The organism is Pseudomonas sp. F(2018), assembly GCF_005508865.1.
GTDB lineage: Bacteria > Pseudomonadota > Gammaproteobacteria > Pseudomonadales > Pseudomonadaceae > Aquipseudomonas.
Genome location: NZ_SCOM01000003.1, coordinates 254,606 through 281,571 on the forward strand (window position 1 = coordinate 254,606; position 26,966 = coordinate 281,571).

The 26,966-nt window shown below is 67.2% G+C and carries 22 protein-coding genes; 14 read left to right on the plus strand and 8 right to left on the minus strand.

Annotation, left to right across the window (positions count from 1 at the left end):
- Window positions 1-164 precede the first annotated feature (164 nt).
- Complete coding sequence (locus FFS62_RS15120) at window positions 165-566, plus strand: hypothetical protein (RefSeq protein ID WP_137973657.1); 402 nt, start codon at window positions 165-167, stop codon at window positions 564-566.
- A 61-nt stretch (window positions 567-627) separates the two neighbouring features.
- Here FFS62_RS15120 and FFS62_RS15125 read toward each other — a convergent pair whose 3' ends face one another.
- The 3 genes from FFS62_RS15125 to FFS62_RS15135 all read right to left on the minus strand — a co-directional run bounded on the left by FFS62_RS15125 (window position 628) and on the right by FFS62_RS15135 (window position 3,745).
- On the minus strand, window positions 628-2,169 hold the full coding sequence (locus FFS62_RS15125; RefSeq protein ID WP_137973658.1) for a phosphoenolpyruvate carboxykinase: 1,542 nt from the start codon (window positions 2,167-2,169) through the stop codon (window positions 628-630).
- Between the two features lie 158 nt (window positions 2,170-2,327).
- Window positions 2,328-3,221 (minus strand): Hsp33 family molecular chaperone HslO, encoded by an 894-nt coding sequence (gene hslO / locus FFS62_RS15130; RefSeq protein ID WP_137973659.1) that lies wholly within the window; start codon window positions 3,219-3,221, stop codon window positions 2,328-2,330.
- A 137-nt stretch (window positions 3,222-3,358) separates the two neighbouring features.
- Window positions 3,359-3,745 (minus strand): RNA-binding S4 domain-containing protein, encoded by a 387-nt coding sequence (locus FFS62_RS15135; RefSeq protein WP_137973660.1) that lies wholly within the window; start codon window positions 3,743-3,745, stop codon window positions 3,359-3,361.
- A 98-nt stretch (window positions 3,746-3,843) separates the two neighbouring features.
- On the opposite strand from FFS62_RS15135, the gene FFS62_RS15140 reads away from it, so the two are divergent.
- Together FFS62_RS15140 and rimK are read left to right on the plus strand one after the other, a co-directional pair.
- Complete coding sequence (locus FFS62_RS15140) at window positions 3,844-4,311, plus strand: ATP-dependent zinc protease (RefSeq protein ID WP_137973661.1); 468 nt, start codon at window positions 3,844-3,846, stop codon at window positions 4,309-4,311.
- Window positions 4,308-5,213 carry a 30S ribosomal protein S6--L-glutamate ligase gene (gene rimK, locus FFS62_RS15145; protein WP_137973662.1) on the plus strand — a complete coding sequence of 302 codons (906 nt, stop codon included), beginning with the start codon at window positions 4,308-4,310 and terminating at the stop codon, window positions 5,211-5,213. Before FFS62_RS15140 ends, rimK begins: the two co-directional genes overlap by 4 nt.
- A 23-nt stretch (window positions 5,214-5,236) precedes the next feature.
- Here rimK and FFS62_RS15150 read toward each other — a convergent pair whose 3' ends face one another.
- The 3 genes from FFS62_RS15150 to ompR form a co-directional block, all read right to left on the minus strand.
- A complete protein-coding gene (locus FFS62_RS15150; RefSeq protein WP_137973663.1) occupies window positions 5,237-9,013 on the minus strand; it encodes a bifunctional diguanylate cyclase/phosphodiesterase in 3,777 nt (1,258 codons plus the stop codon).
- Between the two features lie 100 nt (window positions 9,014-9,113).
- Window positions 9,114-10,427 (minus strand): ATP-binding protein, encoded by a 1,314-nt coding sequence (locus tag FFS62_RS15155; RefSeq protein WP_137973664.1) that lies wholly within the window; start codon window positions 10,425-10,427, stop codon window positions 9,114-9,116.
- Window positions 10,428-10,439: 12 nt separating this feature from the next.
- On the minus strand, window positions 10,440-11,171 hold the full coding sequence (gene ompR / locus FFS62_RS15160) for a two-component system response regulator OmpR (RefSeq protein ID WP_137973665.1): 732 nt from the start codon (window positions 11,169-11,171) through the stop codon (window positions 10,440-10,442).
- A 171-nt stretch (window positions 11,172-11,342) separates the two neighbouring features.
- Between ompR and FFS62_RS15165 the strand changes: the two genes are divergently transcribed.
- The 4 genes from FFS62_RS15165 to rmf all read left to right on the plus strand — a co-directional run bounded on the left by FFS62_RS15165 (window position 11,343) and on the right by rmf (window position 16,194).
- Entirely contained in the window at window positions 11,343-13,679 is a 2,337-nt protein-coding gene (locus FFS62_RS15165) for a Tex family protein (protein WP_137973666.1), read from the plus strand.
- A 3-nt stretch (window positions 13,680-13,682) separates the two neighbouring features.
- Window positions 13,683-14,066, plus strand: coding sequence for a PaaI family thioesterase (locus FFS62_RS15170; protein WP_137973667.1), 384 nt, complete (start codon window positions 13,683-13,685; stop codon window positions 14,064-14,066).
- A 169-nt stretch (window positions 14,067-14,235) separates the two neighbouring features.
- Window positions 14,236-15,822 (plus strand): glutamate--cysteine ligase, encoded by a 1,587-nt coding sequence (gene gshA, locus FFS62_RS15175; protein ID WP_137973668.1) that lies wholly within the window; start codon window positions 14,236-14,238, stop codon window positions 15,820-15,822.
- Window positions 15,823-15,996: 174 nt separating this feature from the next.
- A complete protein-coding gene (gene rmf, locus FFS62_RS15180) occupies window positions 15,997-16,194 on the plus strand; it encodes a ribosome modulation factor (protein ID WP_137973669.1) in 198 nt (65 codons plus the stop codon).
- A 173-nt stretch (window positions 16,195-16,367) separates the two neighbouring features.
- Here the strand turns inward: rmf and argA are convergent, their stop codons facing one another.
- Window positions 16,368-17,666 carry an amino-acid N-acetyltransferase gene (gene argA / locus FFS62_RS15185; RefSeq protein ID WP_137973670.1) on the minus strand — a complete coding sequence of 433 codons (1,299 nt, stop codon included), beginning with the start codon at window positions 17,664-17,666 and terminating at the stop codon, window positions 16,368-16,370.
- Window positions 17,667-17,778: 112 nt separating this feature from the next.
- Window positions 17,779-18,918, minus strand: a complete 1,140-nt coding sequence (gene argE, locus FFS62_RS15190) for an acetylornithine deacetylase (RefSeq protein WP_137973671.1) — start codon at window positions 18,916-18,918, stop codon at window positions 17,779-17,781.
- 165 nt (window positions 18,919-19,083) lie between these two features.
- On the opposite strand from argE, the gene FFS62_RS15195 reads away from it, so the two are divergent.
- The 7 genes from FFS62_RS15195 to FFS62_RS15225 all read left to right on the plus strand — a co-directional run bounded on the left by FFS62_RS15195 (window position 19,084) and on the right by FFS62_RS15225 (window position 26,965).
- Entirely contained in the window at window positions 19,084-20,556 is a 1,473-nt protein-coding gene (locus FFS62_RS15195) for an inorganic phosphate transporter (protein WP_137973672.1), read from the plus strand.
- 73 nt (window positions 20,557-20,629) lie between these two features.
- The gene (locus FFS62_RS15200; RefSeq protein ID WP_137973673.1) at window positions 20,630-21,994 is read left to right on the plus strand and encodes an inorganic triphosphatase; all 1,365 of its coding nucleotides are present in this window, start codon (window positions 20,630-20,632) and stop codon (window positions 21,992-21,994) included.
- 36 nt (window positions 21,995-22,030) lie between these two features.
- Window positions 22,031-23,815: a GspE/PulE family protein gene (locus FFS62_RS15205; protein ID WP_137973674.1), complete on the plus strand. Its 1,785-nt coding sequence runs from the start codon at window positions 22,031-22,033 to the stop codon at window positions 23,813-23,815.
- A gap of 50 nt (window positions 23,816-23,865) precedes the next feature.
- Window positions 23,866-24,792 (plus strand): SPFH domain-containing protein, encoded by a 927-nt coding sequence (locus FFS62_RS15210; RefSeq protein WP_137973675.1) that lies wholly within the window; start codon window positions 23,866-23,868, stop codon window positions 24,790-24,792.
- Window positions 24,789-25,235: an NfeD family protein gene (locus FFS62_RS15215; protein ID WP_137973676.1), complete on the plus strand. Its 447-nt coding sequence runs from the start codon at window positions 24,789-24,791 to the stop codon at window positions 25,233-25,235. The genes FFS62_RS15210 and FFS62_RS15215 overlap by 4 nt, the downstream gene beginning before the upstream one ends.
- 83 nt (window positions 25,236-25,318) lie before the next feature.
- Window positions 25,319-25,645 (plus strand): DUF2388 domain-containing protein, encoded by a 327-nt coding sequence (locus tag FFS62_RS15220; RefSeq protein WP_137973677.1) that lies wholly within the window; start codon window positions 25,319-25,321, stop codon window positions 25,643-25,645.
- 48 nt (window positions 25,646-25,693) lie between these two features.
- Window positions 25,694-26,965, plus strand: coding sequence for a triacylglycerol lipase (locus FFS62_RS15225; RefSeq protein WP_137973678.1), 1,272 nt, complete (start codon window positions 25,694-25,696; stop codon window positions 26,963-26,965).
- Window position 26,966: the final 1 nt, after the last annotated feature.

Here is a 26,966-nt window from a genome sequence, read left to right on the forward strand (position 1 = left end):
CTGCTCAGCCCCGGTGCGCTCGCCGAATCCGCCGGGCTCGACGAGCGCTGTCATCCTCTGTTTGGCCCGTCATGAAGCGGACCGGCTATTGCCAATCAATCTAATGTACTTCCCTCGTCGGGGATTACAGTAAAGCCAGGCAATTACAGGGAGATGCATTCCTAATGCAGATCAACGGCTACAGCGGCAATCTGCCGCCCTCGACTCAGGTCATCAACAAGTACGGCCCGACCAGTCCCGAACAGGTAAACAAGGTTGTGGACGCTACTTCCGACCGAGTCGCAGAGCGCCAGGAAAGCCGCGAACTGAGCCAGGCCGCCAAGCGTGATGCGGCTACGCAGATCTACAGCGCCAACACTCAGCAAAGGCAGATCGAAACCTATCTGGCAGTGGCCAGCGAAGGCGAAGTCGAGAGCCAGCCGACCCCGTTGGAGACCGCTACGGAGCTGCGCGAGGCGCAAGAGCGCAACGACCGGGCCCAGAACATCGCAGATATCGCCAGCCGCCCCGAGCGGCCTGAGAACGAGCCGGCCAGGCCGGAGCCCTACGCTGCATCCAGTGCCTGAGCCATCAGGTGGACAGGCACAAAAAAGCCGCCCTCGGGCGGCTTTTTCATTGGCCTGCAGCTTACAGCTGCGGACCGGCGTTGCGGATGGCGTCGGAGACGTCGAACTTCTTGAAGTTGTCGACGAACTGCTGGGCCAGGCCACGAGCGGCTTCGTCGTAGGCGTTGCCGTCGGCCCAGGTGTTGCGCGGGTTGAGCAGGTTGGTCTCGACGCCCGGAACGGCCTTCGGCACGCTCAGGTTGATGATCGGCAGCTGCTCGGTCTCGGCACCGACCAGAGCGCCGCTCTGAATGGCGGCGATCACGCCACGGGTGGTCGGGATGTTGAAGCGCTTGCCGACGCCGTAGCCACCACCGGTCCAGCCGGTATTGACCAGGTACACCTTGGAGCCGAAGCCACGGATGCGCTTGATCAGCAGCTCCGCGTACTCGCCGGCCGGACGCGGGAAGAACGGCGCGCCGAAGCAGGTGGAGAAGGTCGACTTGATGCCGCCGCCGCTGCCCATTTCGGTGGAGCCGACCAGCGCGGTGTAGCCGGACAGGAAGTGATAGGCGGCCTGCTCTTCGCTGAGGATCGACACCGGCGGCAGTACGCCGGTCAGGTCGCAGGTCAGGAAGATCACGGCGTTCGGCTCGCCGCCGAGGTTCTTCTCGGAGCGCTTCTCGACCAGCTCCAGCGGGTAGGCCGCACGGCTGTTCTGGGTCAGGCTGTCGTCGGCGTAGTCCGGGACGCGGTTCTCGTCTAGGACCACGTTCTCCAGCACGGCGCCGAACTGGATGGCTTTCCAGATCACCGGCTCGTTCTTCTCGGACAGGTCGATGCACTTGGCGTAGCAACCACCCTCGATGTTGAACACCACGCCCACGCCCCAGCCGTGCTCGTCGTCACCGATCAGGTAGCGGCTCGGGTCGGCCGACAGGGTGGTCTTGCCGGTGCCGGACAGACCGAAGAACAGGGTCACGTCGCCTTCTTCGCCGATGTTGGCGGCGCAATGCATCGGCAGCACGTCGGCTTCCGGCAGCAGGAAGTTCTGCACGGAGAACATGGCCTTCTTCATTTCACCGGCGTAGCGCATGCCGGCGAGCAGGACTTTCTTGGCGGCGAAGTTGATGATCACGCAGCCGTCGGAGTTGGTGCCGTCACGCTCCGGTACGCACTCGAAGTTGGCGACGTTGAGGATCTGCCACTCGGCCTTGCCGGCCGGGTTGTAGGTTTCCGGGTTGATGAACAGGCAACGGCCGAACAGGTTCTGCCAGGCAGTCTGGGTGGTCATCTTCACCGGCAGGTAGTGGGCGTCGGCCGAACCTACGTGAACATGGGAAACGAAGTGGCCCTGGGCGGCGTTGAACGCCTCGACGCGATCCCACAGGGCATCGAACTTGTCGGCCGGGAACGGACGGTTGATGTTGCCCCAGGCGATCTTCGCCTCGGTGCTCGGCTCCTGGACGATGAAGCGGTCGGCAGGCGAGCGGCCGGTACGGTGACCGGTACGGACAACCAGAGAACCGTTGGCGGCCAGCTCACCCTCGCCACGACGGATGGCCTCTTCGACCAGTTGGGCAGCGCTGATGTCGGTGTACACGGTGGTATTGGCTTGCGTCATTTGGGTCCCCGTCGGCCGGCGGCCGAGTCTTCCGAACTTGTGTAGTGGGCCTGAAGCTTCACTACAGCGATAAAAAAGTCGCGGGAGTATGCCAGAAAAGCCAGGAGCTTGGCAGCCTCTTGTCCGCGAATGCCATCAATAGAGTCTGGCTATCACTTTCAGTGCCGAGTCGTCGATGGCGCCTGGCTGTCGCCGGTGGCGAACAGCTGGGCCACGTCGCTGGCATCGAAGAAATAGCGCTCGTTGCAGAACTGGCAGTCAATCTCCACGCGCCCGCCGCTCTCTTCCAGCAGGGCCTCGGCATCGGCCTGGCCGACGCTGATCAGAGCCCGCGCCGAGCGTTCGCGCGAGCAGCTGCAGCGGAACTGCAGCGGGTTCGGCTCGAACAGGCGCACGGCCTCCTGGTGATAGAGGCGGTGCAATACGGTCTGGTTGTCCAGGCCGAGCAGTTCCTCGGCGCTCAGGGTGTCGGCCAGGGTCAGCACATGATTCCAGCTCTCCTGGCGCTCTTCCGGCTCGGTCTGATGGTGCGGCGGCAGCTGCTGCAGCAGCAGGCCACGGGCGCGCTGGCCGTCGGCACGCAGCCAGAAGCGGGTCGGCAGCTGCTCGGAGGTGGCGAAATAGGCGCTCAGGCTGTCGGCCAGGCTGTCGCCCTCCAGCTCGACGATACCCTGGTAGCGCTGGCCCTTGGCCGGGTCGATGGTCAATGCCAGCACGCCGTCCGGCATCAGCTCGCGCAGACCGGCTCCGGCGTCCACCGCCTCGGCATCGTAGCGGGCGATGCCGCGCACTTCGCGCTCGCTGGAGCACTCGATCATCACCAGCGGCACCGGGCCGGAAGAGCGCGCCTGCAGCACCAGCAGACCTTCGAACTTCAGGGTGCCGACCAACAGGGCGGCGGCGGCGAGCATCTCGCCGAGCAGCTGGGCCACCGGCTGCGGATAGGGATGCTTGGCCAGCACGTGCTGGTAGCTCTCGGCCAGGCTGACCATCTCGCCGCGGACGTCGTTGTCGTCGAAGATGAAACGCTGGGAATGATCGAAATCGTGCATCGGGGACCGCCTGACGAAGAGGATGACGGGCCACCGACGCCTCTGACGAGTGCGCCGCGCTGGATGGCCCGGGGAATAAGGCGGAATTCTAGGGACAAACGCCGGTGCATCCAAGCCATGCGGCGATGGCCGGCGGCTCAGTCGCCGCGCAGGCCGAGCAGCTGGCGGCGCTGCTTCTTGTTCGGCCGGCCGTCGGTCTGCACGCCGAGGGCGCCAGCCTTGCGCAGGGCCGCAGCCTCTTCGCGGCGGGCGATGCTCTCGGCCGTCTCCTCATACAACAGCTGCGCCTCCGGCGCGCCACGCCGCACCATGGACAGCCCGCGCACCACCACGGTCCGCTCGTCGAAACCGGCGCGAATGACGTACTCGTCGCCGAGCTTCGGCTCCTTGCCCGGCTTGCAGCGCTCGCCGCGGCAATGCACCTTGCCGCCTTCGATGGCTTCCTTGGCCAGGGAACGGGTCTTGTAGAAGCGCGCCGCCCACAACCACTTGTCCAGGCGCACCTTGTCGTCTTTGTCGCTCATTTCTCACCCTGGAAAACTCGTCACGCGGCGTGAATCTTGCCTGATGCAGTTGTCACATGGCACATCTAGAATGCCTGCATCGCCGATGGAAGCCTGTATTGAAGACCTTCGACCAACTCTCCGTGATCGGTCTGCGCGAATGGATCAACCTGCCCGAGCTGGGCATGATCGGCCTGCGCGCAAAGATCGACACCGGTGCCAGCACCTCGACCCTGCATGCCAGCGACATAGCGCCCTTCGAGCGTGACGGCGTGCGTTGGGTGCGCTTCACGGCGCACTTCGGCACCCTGGTGCAGCGCCGCCACCCGTGCGAGGCCAAGGTGGTGACGGTGAAGACCATCAAGAGTTCCAACGGCCAGGCCCAGACCCGCTACGTGATCAGTACCGCCCTGACCCTGGGCGACCGCAGCTGGCCGGTGGACTTCACCCTGGCCTGCCGCAAGACCATGCGCTATCGCGTACTGCTCGGCGCCCACGCCCTGGTCGACGGCCAGCTGGTGGTCAACCCGGCGCTGACCTACGTGCAAGACAAACCGCAGCTCCCCATTCTTTCCGGTGCCCAATGAAGATCGCCATCCTGTCGCGCAATCCGCGCCTGTACTCGACGCGTCGCCTGATCCAAGCCGGCGAGGAGCGTGGCCACGAGGTGGTGGTGATAGACACCCTGCGCGCCTACATGAACATCGCCAGCCACAAGCCGCAGATCCACTACCGCGGCCGTCCGCTGGAAGGCTTCGACGCGGTGATCCCGCGCATCGGCGCCTCGGTGACCTTCTATGGCTGCGCCGTGCTGCGCCAGTTCGAGATGCAGGGCGTTTTCCCGCTCAACGAGTCGGTGGCCATCAGCCGCTCGCGCGACAAGCTGCGCTCGCTGCAGCTGCTGTCGCGCAAGGGCATCGGCCTGCCGGTGACCGGCTTCGCCCACTCGCCGGACGACATTCCCGACCTGATCCAGATGGTCAACGGCGCCCCCTTGGTGATCAAGGTGCTGGAGGGCACCCAGGGCATCGGCGTGGTGCTCTGCGAGACGGAGAAGGCCGCCGAGTCGGTGATCGAGGCGTTCATGGGCCTGAAGCAGAACATCATGGTGCAGGAATACATCAAGGAAGCCGGCGGCGCCGATATCCGCTGCTTCGTGGTCGGTGACAAGGTGATCGCGGCGATGAAGCGCCAGGCCAAGCCCGGCGAATTCCGCTCCAACCTGCACCGCGGCGGCGAGGCCAGCCTGATCAAGATCACCCCGGAAGAACGCATGACCGCCATCCGCGCGGCCAAGGTCATGGGCCTGTCGGTGGCCGGCGTCGACATCCTGCGCTCCAACCACGGCCCGCTGGTGATGGAGGTGAACTCCTCGCCGGGCCTGGAAGGCATCGAGACCACCACCGGCAAGGACGTGGCCGGCATCATCATCGAGTACCTGGAGAAGAACGCCATTCCGGGGCAGACCCGTACCCGCGGGCGCGGCTGATCAGTTTTCCGCCGCCGGGTTGCCTATCCGAGAGGCAGGCCGGCTCCCGCGTTACGCTCCATCCACTCGATAAACTCCCGCTCGCCCAGTGGCCGTCCCAGATGGAAACCCTGGCCCAGCGCGCAGTCGTGCCGGCGTAGCCAGTCGAGCTGGACCTCGTTCTCCACGCCCTCGGCCACGCACTCCAGGCCCAGGTTGCGGGCGATCATCAGGATGGTCTCCACCAGCATGCCGCCACTGGCGTCGCCTTCCAGGTCGTGGATGAAACTGCGGTCGATCTTCAGGCGGTCCAGCGGCAGGCGTTTGAGGTAGGTGAGCGATGAGTAGCCGGTGCCGAAGTCGTCGATGGCGAAGCGTACGCCCTGGGCCTTGAGCGCCAGCATGGTGGCGATGCAGTGCTCGACATCCTCCAGCAGCACACCTTCGGTAATTTCCAGCTCCAGCGCGCCGCTGGGCAGCGCATGGCGGCGCAGGCAGTCGCCGACGCGCTGGACGCAATCGGCCTGGCGTAGCTCGCGCGGGCTGAGGTTGACCGCCAGCACCAGCTGCGGCCAGTCGGCCTGCCAGCGCGCCAGGCTGGCGCAGGCATGTTCCAGTACCCAGTGACCGAGCTCGTGGATCAGCCCGGTCTCCTCGGCCAGCGGGATGAACTGCACCGGCGAAATCTCGCCGCGTTCCGGATGACGCCAGCGCAGCAGCACCTCGGCACCGGCGATGCGCCCGCTGGCCAGCTCCAGCTGCGGCTGGAACACCAGGTACAGCTGGTCGCGGGCCATGGCCAGGCGCAGCTCGCTCTGCAGCTGCAGGCGTTGATCGATCACCGCCTGCATCTCCGGAGCGAAGAAATGCAGGGCGTTGCGCCCGGAATGCTTGGCCCGGTACATGGCCGTGTCCGACTGCTTGAGGGCGTCGGCGGCGTCCTGGCCGGCCAGCGGATGCAGGGTAATGCCGATGCTGCCGGTCACCATCAGGTCGTGACCCTGCACCTGGAAACTGCCGCGCAGGCTGGCCAGCAGCTTGTCGCCCACCTCGGCGGCCAGTTCGGCGGCCATGGCCTGGCTGTCGGCCAGGGTCTCCAGGAGCACCACGAACTCGTCACCGCCGAGCCTGGCCAGGGTGTCTTCGGCGCGCAAGCTGTGGCCGAGACGGGCGGTGACTTCGCGCAGCAGGTCATCGCCGACGTGATGGCCGAGGCTGTCGTTGACCGTCTTGAAGTGGTCCAGGTCGATAAACAGCAGCGCGCCGAAACTGCCCTCGCGGCGCTCGCGGGCCATGGCCTGCTGCAGGCGGTCCTGCAGCAGGCGGCGGTTGGGCAGACCGGTCAGCTCGTCGCTGTAGGCCAGGCGCTCGATCTCGCGCTGGTAGCGCTGGCGCTCGGAAATATCGGTGACGCTGGCGCGGATCAGCAGCGGCTCGCCGGGCATGCGCACCAGGCGGATCTCGCAGGGCAGCAGGCGGCCGCCGAGGTCGCGGTGCAGCCATTCGAACACCGGTGTCTCGCCGGCGATGGCGGCATCGATGTGCTGCCGACCGAGCGGTTCCGACAGACTGCCATCGGCCTGGTGCGGTGGGCTCAGCTCGGTCGGCTTGCGTCCGATCAGCTCGGCGCGGCTGCAGCGGAACAGGCGCAGGGCGTTGGCATTGGCGTCGATGATGCCGCCGTCGGGGCTGAACAGCAGGATCGCCTCCGGCGCGTGTTCGACCAGGGTGCGGTAGCGCGCCTCGGCCTCGTGGCGCGCGGTGATGTCTTCCACCAGGGCCAGGCAGGCCTCCAGCTGGCCACTCGGGTCACGCACCGCACGCAGGCTGAGGCGGGCGTAGACGATGCTGCCGTCCTTGCGCAGGAAGCGCTTCTCCAGCTCGTAGTCGTCGCGCTCGCTGCTGCAGATGGCGGCGAACAGCGCCTCCTCGCGCTCGATGTCCTGCGGATGGGTGATCTCCAGCCAGTGGCTGGCGCGCAGCTCGTCACGGTTGCGGCCGAGGATCTGGCACAGCTTGAAGTTCACCTCCAGCCACTGGCGCTGCGGGCTGACCATGGCCATGCCGATCAGCGGCGCCTCGAAGAACAGGCGCAGCCATTCGTCGCGCTCGCGCAGGCGGCGCTCGGTGCGGCGGCGCTCGCTGATGTCCTGGATCGCCCCGTACAGACGCACCACCTGCTCGCCGTCGCGCTCGGCGAAGCCCTTCAGGCGCACCCAGCGCGCGGTACCGCGGGCACCGAGCAGGCGCACTTCGAGGTCGAACGGCTCGCCGGTCTGCAGCACCCGCTCCAGGGTCTCGTTCATCAGCTTCTGGCTGGGCGCATCGTAGCGATCCAGCGAGCCCTGCATGTCCGGCGCGCCGCCGGCCGGGTCCAGCTCGTTGAGGCGGAAGCAGCCCTCGGTCCAGTACATGCGCTGGGTCACCAGGTCCAGCACCCAGCCACCGATGTCCGCCACCTCCTCGGTCTGGGTCAGCAGATGGGCCTGGCGCAGCAGTTCCTCGCGGCGCTGGGCCAGCTCGGCGGCGAGGCGCTCGCGTTCACTGACATCGTTGTTCAGCGCCACCAGGTGGCTGACCTCGCCATGCTCGTCGAGCAGCGGCGCCACCGTTATCTCGTTCCAGAACTGCTGGCCGTTCTTGCGGTAGTTGCGCAGCACCTCCTGGTGCGCCACGCCGTGGCGGATGGCATGGCGCACCCGCAGCAGGCCGCTCTGCGACTCGTCCTGGTCGATCAGCAGACGGCTGGAGGTGCCGATGATCTCCTCGCGGGAATAGCCGCTGATGCGCTCCAGCGCCGGGTTGCAGTAGATGAAGGGCACGCCGGGCTGGCGCAGGTCGGAGATCGACACGCCGAGCGGGCAGGACTGCAGCGCCAGGTTGGCCAGGGCCAGCTCCTTCTGCATCGCCGCGCTGCGCCGCAGGGTATTGCGCAGGTCACCGAGGGCGCGGCCCACCAGCAGCGCGGCGAGCATCATCAGCAGCACACTGAAGTGCATCTCTAGGCGCTGCGGCGCGCCCCATTCCAGCTTGCTGCCGAGGCCCCCGGCCAGCGGCAGGAGGAGCACCGCCAGCGCCGTCAGCGCCGTGCCCCAGAGCGCACCGGCGAACCCCCAGAGCAGGGCCAGCGCCAGCAGCATGACGCCGATCAGCGGCAGGATCAGCAGCAGCGGCAGGAAGCACAGCGACAACGGCAGCGCGGCCAGCAGCACCGGCAGCAGCCACCAGGGCAGTACCCGCACGCCGACGCCCTCTTCGCCCAGGGCCGGCCCCGCCAGCAGGGCCCAGCCGCGCCGCTGCAGGCGCCGGGTCAACAGGCACAGCAGGGGCAGGGACACGGCCAGGGCGATCAGGCTGTCGAGCAGCCACAGCTCGAGAATCGCCTCGCGCCACTGGCCCGGCAGTCGGCCGCTGAGCAACAGACCACCCTGCGTCAGCAGGGCACCGAGCAGCGCCGGGGCCAGCACCCCGAGCAGGACGAAGCGCAGCAGGCTGGCGATATCCGGCAGCGCCGCATTGCCAAGCCGGCTCAAGGCCAGCCAGGCAAGGCCGACGGCGAGGGTTTCCGGCAGCGCATGCAGCGGCGCCCACTGCCAGTCCAGGCCCCACAACGGCGCGCTGAACATCGCGTTGAGATAGAGCGCCAGCAGCACGCGCGGCCCCCACCAGAGCACGGCACACAGACCGAGGGCGAACGGCAGGTAGCACAGTGCGGCACCCGTGGCGTACTGGGTCGACAACGACAGCCAGGTGGCCAGGTGCAGCAGCGGCAACGGCAGCCACCAGGTCCATCGCGGTAGAGGAGCGGAATCTACGGCCATGCTGACCTCATGCGGATCACCAGAGCAGCATAGATCAGGCCTGCTAGAGCGGTCGGCCGCGGCCCGCGGCGGTGCTTCGTCGAGAGGCGGCCGCGTGCCGTCAGTTGGCGTCGCGCGGCAACAGCAGGCCCAGCGGCAGGCAGATGCGTGCCTCCAGGCCGCCGCCGGAGCGGTTGCGCAGCTCCACGCTGCCGCCGTGCAGCGCAGCGATGCGCTTGACGATGGCCAGGCCCAGGCCGGTACCCTTGCCGCCACGGGCGCGATCGCCGCGGATGAAAGGGTTGAAGATCTCGCCCATCTCCGCCGGGGCGATGCCCGGGCCGCGATCCAGCACACTGAGCACCACATAGGGCGCGCTCTCGTCGCCGGCGACGTTGGCCACCACTTCCACGCCCTGGCCGCCGTAGCGCAGGGCGTTGTCCAGCAGGTTGACCAGCAGGCGCTTGAGTGACACCCGGCGCAGCGGGAAGGCCGGCACCTGCTCCAGGCACAGGCGCACCCGCTCCTCCTGCTGGTTGTAGGGCGCCACCGTCTCGCGCACCAGCTCGTCGAGCAGCACCGGCTCGGGCTTTTCGTCGCGGCCGTCGCGGATAAAGGCGAGGAACTGGTCGAGGATGGCGTCCATATGCTCGATGTCGCGGATCATGTCCTCGCTCATCTCGGCATCGCCGCCGAGCATCTCCAGCGACAGGCGCAGGCGCGTCAGCGGCGTGCGCAGGTCATGCGACACCCCGGCCAGCATCAGCTCGCGCTCGCGGGCGCCCTGCTCGATGTTCTCCGCCATCTGGTTGAAGGCGCGGTACACCTCGGTCATCTCGCTCGGCGTGTCGCTCACCGGCAGGCGCACACTGCGCCCCTGGCCGAACTGGCGGGCGGCGAACACCAGGCGCTTGAGCGGTGCGTTGAGCTGGCGCACGAAGATCCAGGCGGCGGCGGTGGACAGCAGGCCGATGCCGAGGAACCAGCCGAGCACGCTCCAGATCTTCTGCCCACGCAGCGGGTGCGGGTAGAGCGGCACCTTGAGCCAGTCCGGGCCCAGGCTCGGCGCGCGCACCCACAGCGCCGGCGGGCTCTGCACCCGTACCCGCACCTCGGTGTCCGGGCCCAACTCGGCCTGCATCTGGCGCAGGAAGATTTCCGAGTAGGGCCAGTGCTGCTCGGTGGCCGGCACCTTGTCCTGCGCCACCCGGCTCAGCGTCGCCGCCTCGGCGATATGCGCGCGGTCCTCCGGCTCCGCCGCCCAGTAGGCGCGCAGGGTCAGCGCCGCGCCGTGGCTGTACTGGCGGTCGACCAGCATGTCCTCGTTCATCATCAGGTAGACCAGGGTCAGCGCCTTGGAAAACAGCACGACAATGAGCACCAGCCACAGGGTGCGGGCGAAGAAGCTCTGCGGGAACCAGACGGGGGTTTTCATCAGGGAATGGGCTTACTTGTTACCGTCCGGCACGAACACGTAGCCCACGCCCCAGACGGTCTGGATATAGCGCGGCTTGGACGGGTCCGGCTCGATCAGCCGGCGCAGACGGGAGATCTGCACGTCGATGGAGCGCTCCAGGGCGTCCCACTCGCGGCCGCGGGCCAGGTTCATCAGCTTGTCCCGGGTCAGCGGCTCGCGGGCGTGCTGGACCAGGGCCTTGAGCACGGCGAACTCGCCGGTGGTGAGCATGTGCAGCTCGTCGCCCTTCTTCAGCTCGCGGGTGGCCAGGGACAGCTCGTAGTCGCCGAAGGTGACGGTCTCGTCCTCGCTGGCCGGCGCGCCGGGCACTACCGGTGCCTGGCGGCGCAGCACGGCTTTGATCCGCGCCAGCAGCTCGCGCGGGTTGAACGGCTTGGCCAGGTAGTCGTCGGCACCGCCTTCCAGACCCTGGATGCGGCTGGCCTCGTCGCCCTTGGCGGTGAGCATGATGATCGGCATCTGGTTGTTCGCCTCGCGCAGGCGGCGGCAGGCGGACAGGCCGTCCTCGCCCGGCAGCATGAGGTCGAGCACCAGCAGCTGGAACAGCTCGCGGGCCAGCAGGCGGTCCATCTGCTCGACGTTCTCCACGGCGCGTACGCGATAGCCCTGCTCGCTGAGGAAGCGCTCCAGCAGGCGGCGCAGGCCGGGGTCGTCATCGACGATGAGGATCTTTTCGCCTTCGACTGCGGGTGTACTGCTCATGTTCTCTCCTGTCCGAGGTGGCGCGGCATTATCGCCCAGCACCGGCGCGTGGCGGCTCGACCATTGTTAGCAGATTTTTCCCCGAACGGTTCCCAATGCTTTTCGACCCGGTGTTTATAATGCGGCGCTTTCGCGTCGGCACCGGCGTGGTTTTTCTGTCAGGTAGGGTTCATGGATAGCATCAACAAGCGTATCGCCGCCGAGCTCGGCGTCCTCCCGCAACAGGTCGCCGCCGCCGTGGCCCTGCTCGACGAAGGCTCCACCGTGCCCTTCATCGCCCGCTACCGGAAGGAAGTCACCGGCAGCCTGGACGACACTCAGCTGCGCCACCTGGAAGAGCGCCTGCGCTACCTGCGCGAGATGGACGAGCGCCGCGCGGCGATCCTCGCCAGCATCGAGGAGCAGGGCAAGCTGACCCCCGAGCTGACCCGCGAGATCAACGAGGCCGATACCAAGACCCGCCTCGAAGACCTCTACCTGCCGTACAAGCAGAAGCGCCGCACCAAGGGCCAGATCGCCCTGGAGGCCGGCCTCGGCGAGCTCGCCGACGGCCTGTTCGATGACCCGAGCCTGAACCCGGAAGCCGAGGCCGCGCGCTTCGTCGATGCGGAGAAGGGCTTCGCCGATGTGAAGGCCGTGCTGGAAGGCGCCAAGTACATCCTTATGGAGCGCTTCGCCGAAGATGCGAGCCTGCTCGACAAGCTGCGCTCCTTCCTGAAGAACGAGGCCACCCTCAGCGCCCGCGTGGTCGCCGGCAAAGAAGCCGAAGGCGCCAAGTTCAGCGACTACTTCGAGCACGACGAGGCCCTCAAGGGTGTGCCGTCGCACCGTGCGCTGGCGATCTTCCGCGGGCGCAACGAGGGCATCCTCGGCGCCAGCCTCAAGGTCGGCGACGAAGCGCCGGGCACCATGCACCCGTGCGAGCTGATGATCGCCGAGCGCTTCGGCATCGAGCAGCGCGGCCGCGCCGCCGACAAGTGGCTGGGCGAGGTGGTGCGCTGGACTTGGAAGGTCAAGCTCTACACCCACCTGGAAACCGACCTGCTCGGCGAGCTGCGCGAGAAGGCCGAGGACGAGGCGATCACCGTGTTCGCCCGTAACCTGCACGACCTGCTGCTGGCCGCCCCGGCCGGCCCGCGCGCCACCCTGGCGCTCGACCCGGGCCTGCGCACCGGCTGCAAGGTGGCCGTGGTCGACGCCACTGGCAAGGTGCTGGAAACCACCACCGTCTACCCGCACGCGCCGCGCAACGACTGGGACGGCACCCTGGCCATCCTCGCCAAGCTGTGCGCCAAGCACGCGGTGGACCTGATCTCGATCGGCAACGGCACCGCCAGCCGCGAGACCGACAAGCTGGCCATCGACCTGATCAAGAAGCTGCCGGCGCTCAAGCTGACCAAGGTCATGGTCTCCGAGGCCGGCGCCTCGGTGTACTCCGCCTCCGAGCTGGCCGCCCGCGAATTCCCCGATATGGACGTGTCGCTGCGCGGCGCCGTCTCCATCGCCCGCCGCCTGCAGGACCCGCTGGCCGAGCTGGTGAAGATCGACCCGAAATCCATCGGCGTCGGCCAGTACCAGCACGACGTGTCGCAGCTGAAACTGGCGCGCTCGCTGGACGCGGTGGTCGAGGACTGCGTGAACGCCGTCGGCGTGGACGTCAACACCGCCTCCGCCGCCCTGCTGGCACGCATCTCCGGCCTCAACAGCACCCTGGCGCAGAACATCGTGCAGTTCCGCGACGCCAATGGCGCGTTCAAGAGCCGCAGCGACCTGAAGAAGGTGCCGCGCCTGGGCGACAAGACCTTCGAGCAGGCGGCCGGTTTCTTGCGCGTGATGAACGGCGACAACCCGCTGGACGCCTCCGCGGTGCACCCGGAGACCTATCCACTGGTCCAGCGCATCGCCGCCGATACCGGCCGCGACGTGCGCTCGCTGCTCGGCGATTCCAGCTTCCTGCGCAGCCTGGATCCCAAGCGCTTCACCGACGAGAGCTTCGGCCTGCCGACCGTCACCGACATCCTCAAGGAACTGGACAAGCCGGGCCGCGACCCGCGTCCGGAGTTCAAGACCGCCGAGTTCCAGGAAGGCGTCGAGAGTCTCAAGGACCTGCAGCCGGGCATGATCCTGGAGGGCGTGGTGACCAACGTCACCAACTTCGGCGCCTTCGTCGACATCGGCGTGCACCAGGACGGCCTGGTGCACATCAGCGCCCTGTCGGAGAAGTTCGTCAAAGACCCCTACGAGGTGGTCAAGGCCGGCGACATCGTCAAAGTGAAGGTCATGGAAGTGGACATCCCGCGCAACCGCGTCGGCCTGACCATGCGCATGAGCGACACCCCCGGCGAGAAGGTCGATGGCCCGCGCGGCGGCCAGTCCCGCGGCAACGGCGCTCAGAACCGCGGCGGCAACCAGCCGCGTAGCGAGCGCCACTCCAGCCAGGACAAGCCGGCCCCGGCCAATGCGGCCATGGCCTCGCTGTTCGCCAACGCCAAGCAGCTGAGGAAGTGAGCCATGAGTGACGCGCCCGTCGGCAAACAAAGCAACTTCAGTCGCCTGCTCGGCATCCGCATCCTGCGTGCCGAGAACGGTGAGTCCGAGCTACGCATGGACATGCAGGAGCAGATGCTCAACCTGCACGGACGCATGCACGGCGGCGCGCTCTACTCGCTGATCGACACCGCCCTCGGCCAGGCCAGCCACAGCCTGTTCGACGGCGAGGCCGGCAGCATGACCCTGGAATGCAAGGTCAACTACATCCGCGGCGTCGAGTCCGGCGAGGTGGTCTGCCACGCCCGCGTGCTCAACGGCGGACGCAAGGTGCATGTGCTGGAGGCCAAGGTGGAACAGGGCGACAAGCTGATCGCCACCGCCCAGGCCACCTTTATCTGCAAGTGATCTGACTCCCTCTCCCAACGGGAGAGGGGAGCTTGAGGCATTGCGCAGAGCCGCGCTGTCGGCGCATCCTCCCCTTCCGGTCAGGCGACAGCGTCCGTCCGTACCCGACTTGCAGTGTGGCGGCTCCACCCCCATATAGGGGCGACCGTCGAGTGAAGGAACAAGAATCTTGAGCGATCTCCTCTCCCGCCGCCTGGCTCTGCTCGGCGATGCCGCCCACCTGTCCCTGCTCACCCAGTGCCTGCACGGCATCGAGCGCGAGACCCTGCGCGTTGACGAGCAGGGTGAACTGGCACAGACCGGACACCCGGTCGCACTCGGCTCGGCGCTGACCCACCCGCAGATCACCACCGACTACTCCGAGGCCCTGCTGGAGTTCATCACCCCGGCCGAGCCGAACCCGGCCGATACCCTGGCCGAGCTGGAGCGCATCCATCGCTTCGCCGCCAGCCAACTGGACGGCGAGTACCTGTGGAGCCCGTCCATGCCCGGCGTGCTGCCGGACGAGGCGGATATCCCGATCGCCCGCTACGGCAACTCCAATATCGGTCGTCTGAAGTACGTCTATCGCCAGGGCCTGGCCCTGCGCTACGGCAAGACCATGCAATGCATCGCCGGCATCCACTACAACTTCAGCCTGGCCGAGGGCCTGTGGCCGTTGCTGCAGCGGCTGGACGGCGACACGCAGAGCGCACGCGACTACCAGTCCGCCAGCTACATCGCGCTGATCCGCAATTTCCGCCGCTACAGCTGGCTGCTGATGTACCTGTTCGGCGCCTCGCCGGCACTGGACGCCAGCTTCCTGCGCGGCCGTCCGCACCAGCTGCAACCGCTGGATGCCGACACCCTGCACCTGCCCTACGCCACCAGCCTGCGCATGAGCGACCTGGGCTACCAGAGCAGCGCCCAGTCGGGCCTGACGCCCTGCTACAACGACTTGGCCAGTTACACCGAGAGCCTGCGCGCGGCGGTGGCCACGCCCTACCCGGCCTATGCCGAGATCGGCACCAAGGACGCCAATGGCGAGTGGCTGCAGCTCAACACCAACATCATCCAGATCGAAAACGAGTACTACTCGAGCATCCGCCCGAAGCGCGTCACCTATTCCGGCGAGCGCCCGATCCAGGCCCTGATGAGCCGTGGCGTGCAGTACGTGGAAGTGCGCTGCCTGGACATCAACCCCTACCTGCCGATGGGGATCGACCTGGACCAGGCGCGCTTCCTCGACGCCTTCATCCTGTTCTGCGCCCTGCAGGACAGCCCGCTGCTGGCCAGCGGCGTGTGTCGCGCCAGCACCGAGAACTTCCTCAAGACGGTCAAGGAAGGCCGCCGCCCCGGCCTGCACCTGCAGCGCGACGGCGAGCAGGTCGAGCTGCGGACCTGGGCCGGCGAACTGCTCGACGCCTTCACCCCGATCGCCGCGCTGCTCGACCGCGCCTACGGCGGCGACGCCTACCAGACCGCCCTGCACCTGCAACGGCGCAAGGTCGAGGACGCCAGCCTGACACCCTCGGCCCAGGTGCTGGCCGAGTTGAAGGAAAGCGGCGAGAGCTTCCGTGCGTTCGCCCTGCGCCAGAGCAAGGCCCACGCCGCCACCTTCCGCGCCCAGCCGCTGAGCGCGACGGAGCAGGCGCAGTTCGAGGCAGCCGCGCGCCAGTCCCTGGCCGAACAGGCCGAGCTGGAACGTGCACCCGCCGGCGACTTCGACACTTTCGTCGCGGCCTATCAGGCGAGCATTCTCGGCATCAGCGTGTGAGGTGCGTGCCGATGCGCTCGGCACCGGTCTCGCCAGGCGCAGCGGTCAACGAACCGTCGCTTTAGCGGCAATTCGTCACAATTCCGCCACTTCGACCGCTCGCCCCTGACCGACGGCATGCCGCTGGCGCCGGCAGGGGCTAGCCTGTGGGGAAACCCGCATTGGCGAACAGCCATGACGCCCGACGCAGACAACCACGACTGGAGTCTGGAAAGCCTGAACAAGGCCTACCAGCAAGGCTACATGGCCGGACTCACCGGCCAGCCGCAGCACGCGCAACCCTACCCCGTTGAAGTGCTGGCCGCCGCCTGGGAGGCCGGTTGGGACGACGGCAACGAGCAGTTCAAGCTGCACCAACGGCGCAGCGCCTGATTCACCCCACCAAACAAAAGGGCCGCAAACGCGGCCCTTTTCATTGCACGATCCAAAGACGCGCGAGCTAGAGATAAACGGTGGCGAAAACGGCTGAGGAAGCGGAGTTTACGAGTTGTAAATGAGCATTCCGAAGCCGTTTTCAACGCCGTTTAGCCGACGCGCAGCAGTCTTTACAGCAGCTTTTCGAAGATCTTCGAGTTGCGCTGGTAGTTGTACAGCGAGGCCCGCGCCGCCGGCAGACGCTCGACGCCGCTGGGCTCGAAGCCGCGCTCCTGGAACCAGTGGGCGGTGCGCGTGGTGAGCACGAACAGAGTCTTCAGACCCAGCGCCTTGGCGCGTTCCTCGATGCGCTCCAGCAGCTCGTCGCCGCGGCCGCCGTGGCGGTATTCGGGGTTCACCGCCAGGCAGGCCAGCTCGCCGGCGTCCGAGTCGGCGATGCGGTACAGCGCGGCGCAGGCGATGATCAGGCCGTCGCGCTCGACGATGCTGAACTGCTCGATCTCGCGCTCCAGCACCTCGCGCGAACGGCGCACCAGGATGCCCTGGTCCTCCAGCGGAGTGATCAGATCGATCAGCCCGCCAACGTCCTCGATGGTCGCCTCGCGCAGCGATTCGAACTGCTCCTGGTCGACCAGGGTGCCGCCGCCATCGCGGGTGAACAGCTCGGTGAGCAGCGAGCCGTCTTCCATATAGCTGACGATATGGCTGCGCTTGACTCCGCCGCGGCAGGCCTGGGCCGCAGCATCCAGCAGTTCGGCCTGGTAGCAGCTGCCGAGCCGCGCCAGGTGCGCCGGCACCTGCTGCGGGCGCAGCTCGCGCACCAGCTTGCCGCTCTCGTCGAGCAGGCCTCGCTCGGCGCTGAACAGCAGCAGCTTGTCGGCCTGCAGGTCGATGGCGGCGCGGGTGGCGACGTCTTCGCAGGCCAGGTTGAAGATTTCCCCGGTGGGCGAGTAGCCGAGCGACGACAGCAGCACGATGCTGCGCTCGTCGAGCAGGCGGCCGATGCCCTTGCGGTCGACGCGGCGCACTTCGCCGGTGTGGTGATAGTCGACGCCATCGACCACGCCGATCGGCCGCGCGGTGACGAAGTTGCCGCCGCTCACGCGCAGACGCGAGCCCTGCATCGGCGAGGCGGCCATGTCCATCGACAGGCGCGCCTCGATGGCGATGCGCAGGCGGCCGACGGCATCGATCACGCAGTCCAGGGTCGGGCCATCGGTGATGCGCAGGTCGCGGTGGTAGCGCGGGGTCAGGCCGCGCTCGGCCAGGCGCGTCTCGATCTGCGGGCGCGAGCCGTGTACCAGCACCAGGCGCACGCCGAGGCTGTGCAGCAGCACCAGGTCGTGAACGATATTGCCGAAATTCGGGTGTTCCACACCTTCGCCGGGCAGCATGACCACGAAGGTGCAGTCACGGTGGGCGTTGATATAGGGCGAAGCGTGGCGGAGCCAGTTGACGTAGTCGTGCATGCAGGAGCCTGTGAGCGGGGACGGACGAGCGATGGTTTGCCTCTCCGCACGCGGAGAAGGAAGGTCGGTCTAGCGTCGTCGCAACATCGGTGCTCCCCTTAGGCTGGGCGGGTCATAGGCAGTAGTGCTGGATCAGCTGGCGCAGCAGGCGCACCGTCGGCTCGATACGCGCCAGCTCGAGGAATTCCCCCGGCTGGTGGGCACAGGCGATGTCGCCGGGGCCGAGGACGATGGTCTCGCAGCCAAGCTGCTGAAGATACGGGGCTTCGGTACCGAATGCCACCGACTGCGCCGCATGCCCGGTAAGCTTTTCCGCCAGGCGCACCAGGTCGCTGTCGGCGCTCTGCTCGAAGGGCGGCACGTTGGCGAACAGCGGCGCGTAGTCGATCTTCACCTGGTGCCGCTCGGCCAGCGGCCGCAGCTTGCCGCGAATGGCCGCACGCAGCTGCTCCGGGTCCATACCCGGCAGCGGACGCAGGTCGAACTCCAGCGAACACTGGCCGCAGATGCGGTTGGGGTTGTCGCCGCCGTGGATGCAGCCGAGGTTGAGGGTCGGCTGCGGCACGCCGAACTGCGGGTTGTTGAACTCGCGCTGCCACTGACTGCGCAGCTCGCGCAGCGCGCCGATGGCGTCGTGCATGGCCTCCAGGGCGCTGTGGCCGAGACTGGGGTCGGAGCTGTGGCCGCTCTGCCCGAGAATGTCGATGCGCTCCATCATCACGCCCTTGTGCAGGCGGATCGGCTTCAGGCCGGTCGGCTCACCGATCACCGCGGCGCGCCCCAGGGGCCGGCCAGCCTCGGCCAGGGCGCGGGCACCGGCCATCGAGCTTTCCTCGTCGCAGGTGGCCAGCACCAGCAGCGGCTGCCTGAACGGCTGATCGAGCAGGCCGCGCACCGCCTCGATCACCAGCGGGAAGAAACCCTTCATGTCGCACACACCGAGGCCGACCCAGCGGTCGCCCTGGGCCGTCAGCTTGAGTGGATCGCTCTGCCACAGGGCGGCGTCGAACGGCACCGTGTCGCTGTGCCCGGCCAGCACCAGGCCGCCGGGGCCACTGCCGAGGGTGGCGAGCAGGTTGGCCTTACCCGGCGCCACTTCCTGGATCTCGCAGGCGAAGCCGAGGTCGCCCAGCCAGCCGGCCAGCAGGTCGATCACCGCGCGGTTGGACTGATCCCAGTGCGGCTGGGTACAGCTCACTGACGGGGTGGCGATCAGCGCAGCGAACTGGTCCTGCAGGGAGGGAAGCGACATGGGGATTCTCCGTGGCATGCCCCATCATAGAGAGGCCGGCGCCCGCTGCCTATGCCGCGGCAGGATGACCTTTCGTCCGGCTGACATGACTGGAAACGACCGTTCGAGCAGAACCTGTTGTCATCTGGCATACTTCGCGCCCCATTTTCCGGTCACGAAAACGTCATGTTCGAGATATTCAGCGGGCTCGATGCCTGGGTCGCCATCGGTCTGGTGCTAGCCCTGGCCTTTGTCCTGACCTTCGAATTCATCAACGGTTTCCACGACACCGCCAACGCGGTGGCCACGGTGATCTACACCAAGGCGATGCCGCCGCACCTGGCGGTAATCGCTTCCGGCATCTTCAACTTCCTCGGTGTGGTCCTCGGCGGTATCGGCGTGGCCTATGCCATCGTCCACCTGCTGCCGGTGGAGCTGCTGATCAACGTCAACACGGCCCACGGCCTGGTGATGGTGTTCTCCCTGCTGACCGCGGCCATCGCCTGGAACCTGGGCACCTGGTACTTCGGCATCCCGGCCTCCAGCTCGCACACCCTGATCGGTTCGATCCTCGGCGTGGGCCTGGCCAACGCCCTGCTCACCAACATCTCGCTGGCCGACGGCGTGAACTGGCAGAAGGCGATCGATATCGGCCTGTCCCTGCTGCTCTCGCCACTGGCCGGCTTCGCCGTGGCGGCGCTGATCCTGATCGCTCTGCGCCGTGCCTTTGCCGACTCGAAGATGCACGAGACTCCCGAGAGCCGCATGGAGGTCAAGGGCAAGAAGAAGCCGCCGTTCTGGAACCGCGTGGTTCTGATCGCCTCCGCCATGGGCGTGAGCTTCGTGCACGGCTCCAACGACGGGCAGAAGGGTATCGGCCTGATCATGCTGGTGCTGATCGGCATCGTCCCGGCCAAGTTCGTGCTGGACCTCAACAGCACCACCTACCAGATCGAGCGCACCCGCGACGCCGCCGCGCACCTGCAGCAGTTCTACACCCGCAACCATGACGCGCTGAGCGACTACCTGGCCCTGGGCAAGAACGGCACCACCGAGCTGCCGGCCAAGTTCCGCTGCGACGCCAAACTGACCGAGGTGACCATCGCCACCCTGCTGGCAGACCTGCAGGGCGTCACCGACTACAACCAGATGGGCCAGGAAAAACGTACCCAGGTGCGCCGCTACCTGCTGTGCCTGGACGACACCGCGAAGAAGGTCGGCAAGCTGGACAGCCTGCCCAAGCGCGAGAAGGCGGACCTGGAGAAGCTGCGCAAGGACCTCACCGCCACCACCGAATATGCCCCCCTCTGGGTGATCTTCGCCGTGGCCCTGGCCCTGGGCATCGGCACCATGGTCGGCTGGAAGCGCGTGGTGCTGACCGTCGGCGAGAAGATCGGCAAGCAGGGCATGACCTACGCCCAAGGCATGAGCGCGCAGATCACCGCGTCCATCGCCATCGGCCTGGCCAACGTCTACAGTCTTCCGGTGTCGACCACCCACGTACTGTCGTCCGGCGTCGCCGGCACCATGGTCGCCAACAAGAGCGGCCTGCAATTCGGTACAGTGCGCAACATCCTGATGGCCTGGGTACTGACCCTGCCGGCCACCGTCCTGCTGTCCGCAGGTCTGTTCTGGGTGGGCGTGAAGCTGTTCGTCTGAACACCGCCCGCCGCATGACAAGGCCGCCCACGGGCGGCCTTGTTGTTTTCCGAATCGCTCCGAGAGTCCCGACATGGCCAAAGAAACCGAGATCAAGCTGCGCGTTAGCCGCGAAACCCTCGCCGCACTGCGCGACCATCCGCTGCTGAAGAAGCGCAACAAGTCCGGCTGGCAGACCCACGAGCTGTTCAACCAGTACTACGACACACCCGCGCGCGATTTGGCCGAGGCCCGCGTCGCGCTGCGCCTGCGCCGCGACGGCGAGCAGTTCATCCAGACCCTGAAGAGCCGCGGCCAGAGCGTGGCCGGGCTGTCCGAGCGCAACGAGTGGGACTGGCAGCTGAAGAAGGCCAAGCTCGACCTCAAACTGCTCGGCGACGACTGCTGGCCGGCCAGCCTGGCCGAACTGGACAAGAAGAGCCTGCAGCCGCTGTTCACCACCGACTTCGTCCGCGAGAAGGCCGAGATCGCCTGGGGCCGCGGCAAGGCCAAGACGGTGATCGAGGCGGCCCTGGACCTGGGCAAGGTGGTCGCCGGCGAGGGCGAGGAAGAAATCTGCGAACTGGAGCTGGAACTGCGCGAAGGCGAGCCGGCCGCGTTGCTGGAGCTGGCCTGCGAGCTGGCCGCCGACCTGCCGCTGATGCCCTGCGATATCAGCAAGGCCGAGCGCGGCTATCGCCTGTTCGATTCCGCCAGCTACAGCCTTAGCCTGCCGCTGCCTGAACTGAACGCCGAGATGACGCTGGACGACGCCTTCGCCGCGCTGGCCTGGCACCTGCTCGGCAGCAGCCAGCGCCTGGCCGAGCAGTACCGCTGGAACGGTCACTGGAAGCTGCTGGAACAGTGGCTGCAACAGCTGATCGACCTGCGCGCCCTGCTCAGCAGCCTCGGCCAGGCCGCGCCGCGCGCCTCCAGCCGTGAGCTGCGCGAAGGCCTCGACGCGCTGCTGGCCGACTGGCGCCCACGCCTGGCCGCCGGCCGCGACGACGAGGCCCTGCGCCACAACGCGCCGGCCATGTTCGCCGGTGAACTGCAGGGCAATCGCTGGGGCCTGCTGTCCCTGCAGCTGTCGCGCTGGCTGCTACAACGCGGCTGGACGGTCGGCCGCAACCCGCGCGGCGATCGCCAGGGCACGGCGCCGCTGGGCAACTGGCTGCCGACCCTGCTCAGCGAGGAAGCCGAGGGCCTGCGCCTGAAGCACTACCAGCAGTTCCCCGAGGGGCTGGCCGAGCAGCTGCCGCGTCTCGAGCGCATCCAGGCCTGGCTGCGTCTGGCCCGTCAGGTGCCGGAGCTGCCCGAACTGGATCGTCTGTACGGCGAGCTGGGCAAGCTGCAAGCGTTGTTCGCCCCGGCCAACGACCCCGAGGCGCTGGCCGCACGCGTGGCACAGGCCCATACTGTGGCGACGCTCAAACCCTGGAAGCTGCTGCTGAAATAAGCTGCTCACCCCGTCATCCAGAACAAAGGGAGCTCCATGTCCGCCCTCGCCTCGCCCGCCCAGGACCGCTGGCTCGATCTCAACGACATTCTCCGCGAACTGGTGGCCCAGGGCCGGGTCTCCCAGGAAAGCGCGGAGCAATGCATGGTGCTGCGCCGCGCCTCGGCCAACGCGCAGATGCACCCGCTGGAGTTCCTCGCCGCCCAACAGCTCGACGATCTGCTGCGGCCGGGCAAGAAGCATGATCTGGAAGGTCTCACCGTGTGGCTGGCCAACTTCGCCGGCCAGCCCTACCTGCGCATCGACCCGCTGAAGATCGATGTGGCCGCCGTGACCCCTCTGATGTCCTACGCCTTCGCCCAGCGCCACAAGATCCTGGCGGTGGCGGTGGACAGCGAGGCGGTGACCATCGCCAGCGCCCAGCCCTTCGTGCATGGCTGGGAGAGCAACCTGACCCATGTGCTCAAGCGCCCGATCAAGCGGGTGGTGGCCAACCCGGTCGATCTGCAGCGCTTCACCACCGAGTTCTACCGCCTGGCCCGTTCGGTCAGCGGCGCTACCGCCGTGGATCAGAAGATCAGTGGTGTCGGCAACTTCGAGCAATTGCTCAATCTGGGTGCCCAGGACCAGGAGCCCGACGCCAACGACGCCCATATCGTCAATATCGTCGACTGGCTGTTCCAGTACGCCTTCCAGCAGCGCGCCAGCGATATCCATATCGAACCGCGGCGCGAGGCCGGCACCGTGCGTTTCCGCATCGACGGCGTGCTGCACAATGTCTACCAGTTCCCCGCACAGGTAACTATGGCTGTAGTAAGTCGCCTCAAACATTTGGGAAGAATGAATGTGGCGGAAAAGCGCAAGCCTCTGGATGGGCGAATCAAAACAAAAACTCCGGACGGAGGCGAAGTAGAGCTGCGCCTGTCGACCCTGCCCACTGCCTTCGGTGAGAAGCTGGTGATGCGGATCTTCGACCCGGAAGTACTGCTGAAGAATCCCGATCAGCTGGGCTTCTCGCCGGACGACCTGCGCCGCTGGGAGAGCATGACCTGCCAGCCCAACGGCATCATCCTGGTCACCGGCCCCACCGGCTCGGGCAAGACCACCACCCTCTACACCACGCTCAAGCAGCTGGCGACCGAGGAGGTGAATGTCTGCACCATCGAGGACCCGATCGAGATGATCGAGGGCGCCTTCAACCAGATGCAGGTGCAGCACAACATCGACCTGACCTTCGCCAGCGGCGTGCGCGCGCTGATGCGCCAGGATCCGGACATCATCATGGTCGGCGAGATCCGCGACCTGGAGACAGCCGAGATGGCCATCCAGGCGGCGCTCACCGGCCACCTGGTGCTGTCCACCCTGCACACCAATGATGCACCCAGCGCCATTACCCGCCTGCTGGAACTGGGCGTGCCGCATTACCTGCTCAAGGCCACCATCCTCGGGGTCATGGCCCAGCGCCTGGTGCGCACCCTGTGCCCGCACTGCAAGGCTCCGGTGGAGATGAACGAGGAAGACTGGCAGAGCCTGACCAAACCCTGGAGCGCACCGCTGCCGACCCAGGCGCACCGCGCCGTCGGCTGCCTGGAGTGCCGCGAGACCGGCTACCGTGGGCGTGCCGGCGTCTACGAGATCATGCTGCTGAACGACAGCATCAAGCCACTGATCACTCACGACACCGACCTCATCGCCCTGCGCCGGGCGGCGTTCAAGGACGGCATGCGCAGCCTGCGCCTGTCCGGCGCGCAGAAGGTCGCAGCCGGGCAAACTACCATCGAGGAAGTGCTGCGGGTCACCCCGCAGAGCGAGCAGAAGTAAGCACCGGGCTGGCGCCGACGCCCGCCCGCACTGACCAAAAAGGAGTTTCTATGGAAATCGGTGGTGTGATCTTTCTCTTCGTCGCCTTGGCCGTGGCCGTGGTGTTCATGGGCTTCAAGGTGGTGCCGCAGGGCTACGAGTGGACGGTGGAGCGCTTCGGTCGCTACACCAATACCCTCACGCCGGGCCTGAACATCATCGTGCCGGTGATGGACCGCATCGGCCGCAAGCTCAATGTCATGGAGAGCGTGCTGGACATTCCGCCGCAGGAAGTGATCAGCGCCGACAACGCCATCGTGCAGATCGACGCGGTGTGCTTCTTCCAGGTGATCAACGCGGCCCAGGCGGCCTACGAGGTGAACAACCTCGAGCACGCCATTCGCAACCTGGTGATGACCAATATCCGTACCGTGCTCGGCTCCATGGAGCTGGACGCCATGCTCAGCCAGCGCGACGCGATCAACGAGCGCCTGCTGAAGACCGTGGATGAAGCCACCGCGCCCTGGGGCATCAAGATCACCCGCATCGAGATCAAGGACATCAGCCCGCCCGCCGACCTGGTCGAGGCCATGGCTAGCCAGATGAAGGCCGAGCGCCTGAAGCGCGCGCAGATCCTCGAGGCCGAAGGCTCGCGCTCCGCAGCCATCCTCACCGCCGAGGGCCACAAGCAGGCGGAAATCCTCAAGGCCGAGGGCCAGCGCCAGGCCGCCTTCCTCGAGGCCGAGGCCCGCGAACGTGCCGCCCAGGCCGAAGCCGAGGCGACCCGCATGGTCTCCGACGCCATCGCCAGCGGCAACGTGCAGGCGGTCAACTACTTCGTCGCGCAGAAGTACGTCGAGGCCCTGGGCCAGCTGGCCTCGGCCAGCAACAGCAAGGTCATCCTGATGCCGCTGGAAGCCAGCCAGGTGATCGGTGCGGTCGGCGGCATCGGCGAGATCGTCCGCGCCACCTTCGACAAGGACGGCAAGCCAGCATGATCGCCTACCTGCAGCACCTGTCGTTCTGGGACTGGCTGGCCTTCGGCACCGTGCTGCTGATCCTCGAGGTGTTCGGCGCCGGTGGCTACCTGCTGTGGATCGGCGTCGCCGCCGCCACGGTCGGCGTGCTCACCTACCTGTTCCCCGAGTTGCCCTGGGCCTGGCAGTTCCTCATCTTCGCCCTGCTCTCGGTGCTCACCGCGGTGTTCTGGTGGCAGCGCCAGCGCAGTGCGGCCAAGCCTTCCGACGCGCCGGGGCTGAACCGCCGTGGCAGCGAGTTCGTCGGTCGCAGCTTCGTCCTGCACGAGGCCATCGTCGACGGGCGCGGCAAGATCAAGGCCGGCGACAGCCTGTGGCTGGTCATCGGCCCGGACCTGCCGGCCGGCAGTTCGGTGCGGGTCATCGGCCAGGACGGCGTGCTGCTCAAGGTCGAGGCACTCTAGCCGCGGCCTGCCGGTCGGTTGGGGGAACTCGGCCGACCGGCGCGGCATCCTAACTCCAGGACCACTCCCCTGGAGCCATCGTCATGCCGCATAACCGCCTGTTCCTCGCCCTCGCTCTGGTCGCCATCCCTGTTGCTCCGGCCATGGCCGACGCCGACTTCTGGCACGACGTTCTCTCGTCCGGCGCCACCACCGCCTCCACCTACGTGACTTTCAAGGACGACAAGCAGTTGGTCGCCGCCCGCGACGATGCCAGTGCCTTCGTCGCCAGTGGCGGGCAGATCCGCGGTGCCCACCTGGAGGCGGCGCTGCAGCGCATGCGCAGCGAGCATCCGCAGCTGCAGGCCAGCGACGCGGAACTGGCCCAGGCCCTGCTCATGCAATCGACGCAGCAACAGCCCACACGCTAGAAGCGCAGCGGCTAGACTCCAGCCCTATATCGGGGCTGGAGAACAGGGATGTCGAGATCGCTACTACTGTTGGTGCTGGCAAGCCTGCTCGGCGGCTGCCAGCTGTTGGCACTGGACCGGCAGATGCAGCAGGCCCAGCACACCCAGGTGCTGATTCCCGGCAGCTTGGACGCCGGCGCTGGACTGGAGGCGCTGGTCGCGCTGTTCTCCGGCGAGCGGCTGGTGGGCTATCGCAGCGTGCAGCCCGGCGGCCTGTTCTACTTCAGCACGGCGGCCGGCGACTATCAGTTGCTGGCCTTTCAGGATCGCAACGGCAATTTCCGCCTGGACGCCGACGAGTCGCGCCACTGGCTGCCACAGCCGCGCACCGCGCCCTTCCAACTGCAACCGACCGCCGAGCAGCGCGCAGAGCTGGGCCGGCTCAATCTGCTGCAACCGGCGGCTGCCGACGGCACCCCGCTACCGGCCTTGGACCTGAGTCTGGACAGGCTGCTGCGTGATCTGCCGCGGGTGCGCCATAACTACCTGCGGGAGGTGAATTTCGACGACCCGCGCTTCTCCGCCCAGCGCACCGCACAGGGCGCCTGGCAGCCCCTGGATTTCCTCAGCGAGGTCGGTTACGGCCTGTACCTGCTGCAGCCCTGGGATCCGGACAAGGAGCCGATCTTCCTGGTCCACGGCATCAACAGCTCGCCCGACGTCTGGCGCGGGCTGGCCGCCAGCATCGACCAGCAGCGCTACCAGCTGGTGCTGTTCCACTACCCCAGCGGCCTGCCACTAAACAACAGCGCTTACATACTCAGCGAGGCGATCCGTGATGTGCGCCTGCGCCTGCGCCCCGCGCGCTTTCACCTGTTCGCCCACAGCATGGGCGGCCTGGTGGCGCGGCGCACCGTGCAGGCGCTGGAGCCGGGTGGCAGCGACCAGGAACTGTGCCTGTTCCTCACCCTGGCCACGCCCTGGGGCGGGCATCCTTCGGCCGCCTCCGGGGTGAAGAACGCGCCGGTCAACGTGCCGGTGTGGCGCGACATGGCGCCCGGCAGTCCGTACCTGCGCAGCCTGTTCGCCGCGCCACTGCCGGAGCATCTGCGCCAGTGGCAGCTGGTGGCCTACACCGGCAACAGCCGGATGATCGCCGAACCCAACGACGGCACCGTGCCGCTGGCCAGCGAGCTGCTGCCGGCCGCCCAGGACGAGGCCGAACGCCTGTACCTGATCGAGGCGAACCACACCGGCATCCTGCACGACGCGCGCAGCGTGGCGCTGTTGCAGCGGGCCCTGGACTCGCTGCCGGCAAAGGGCTGCACGGCGGAGGAATGAT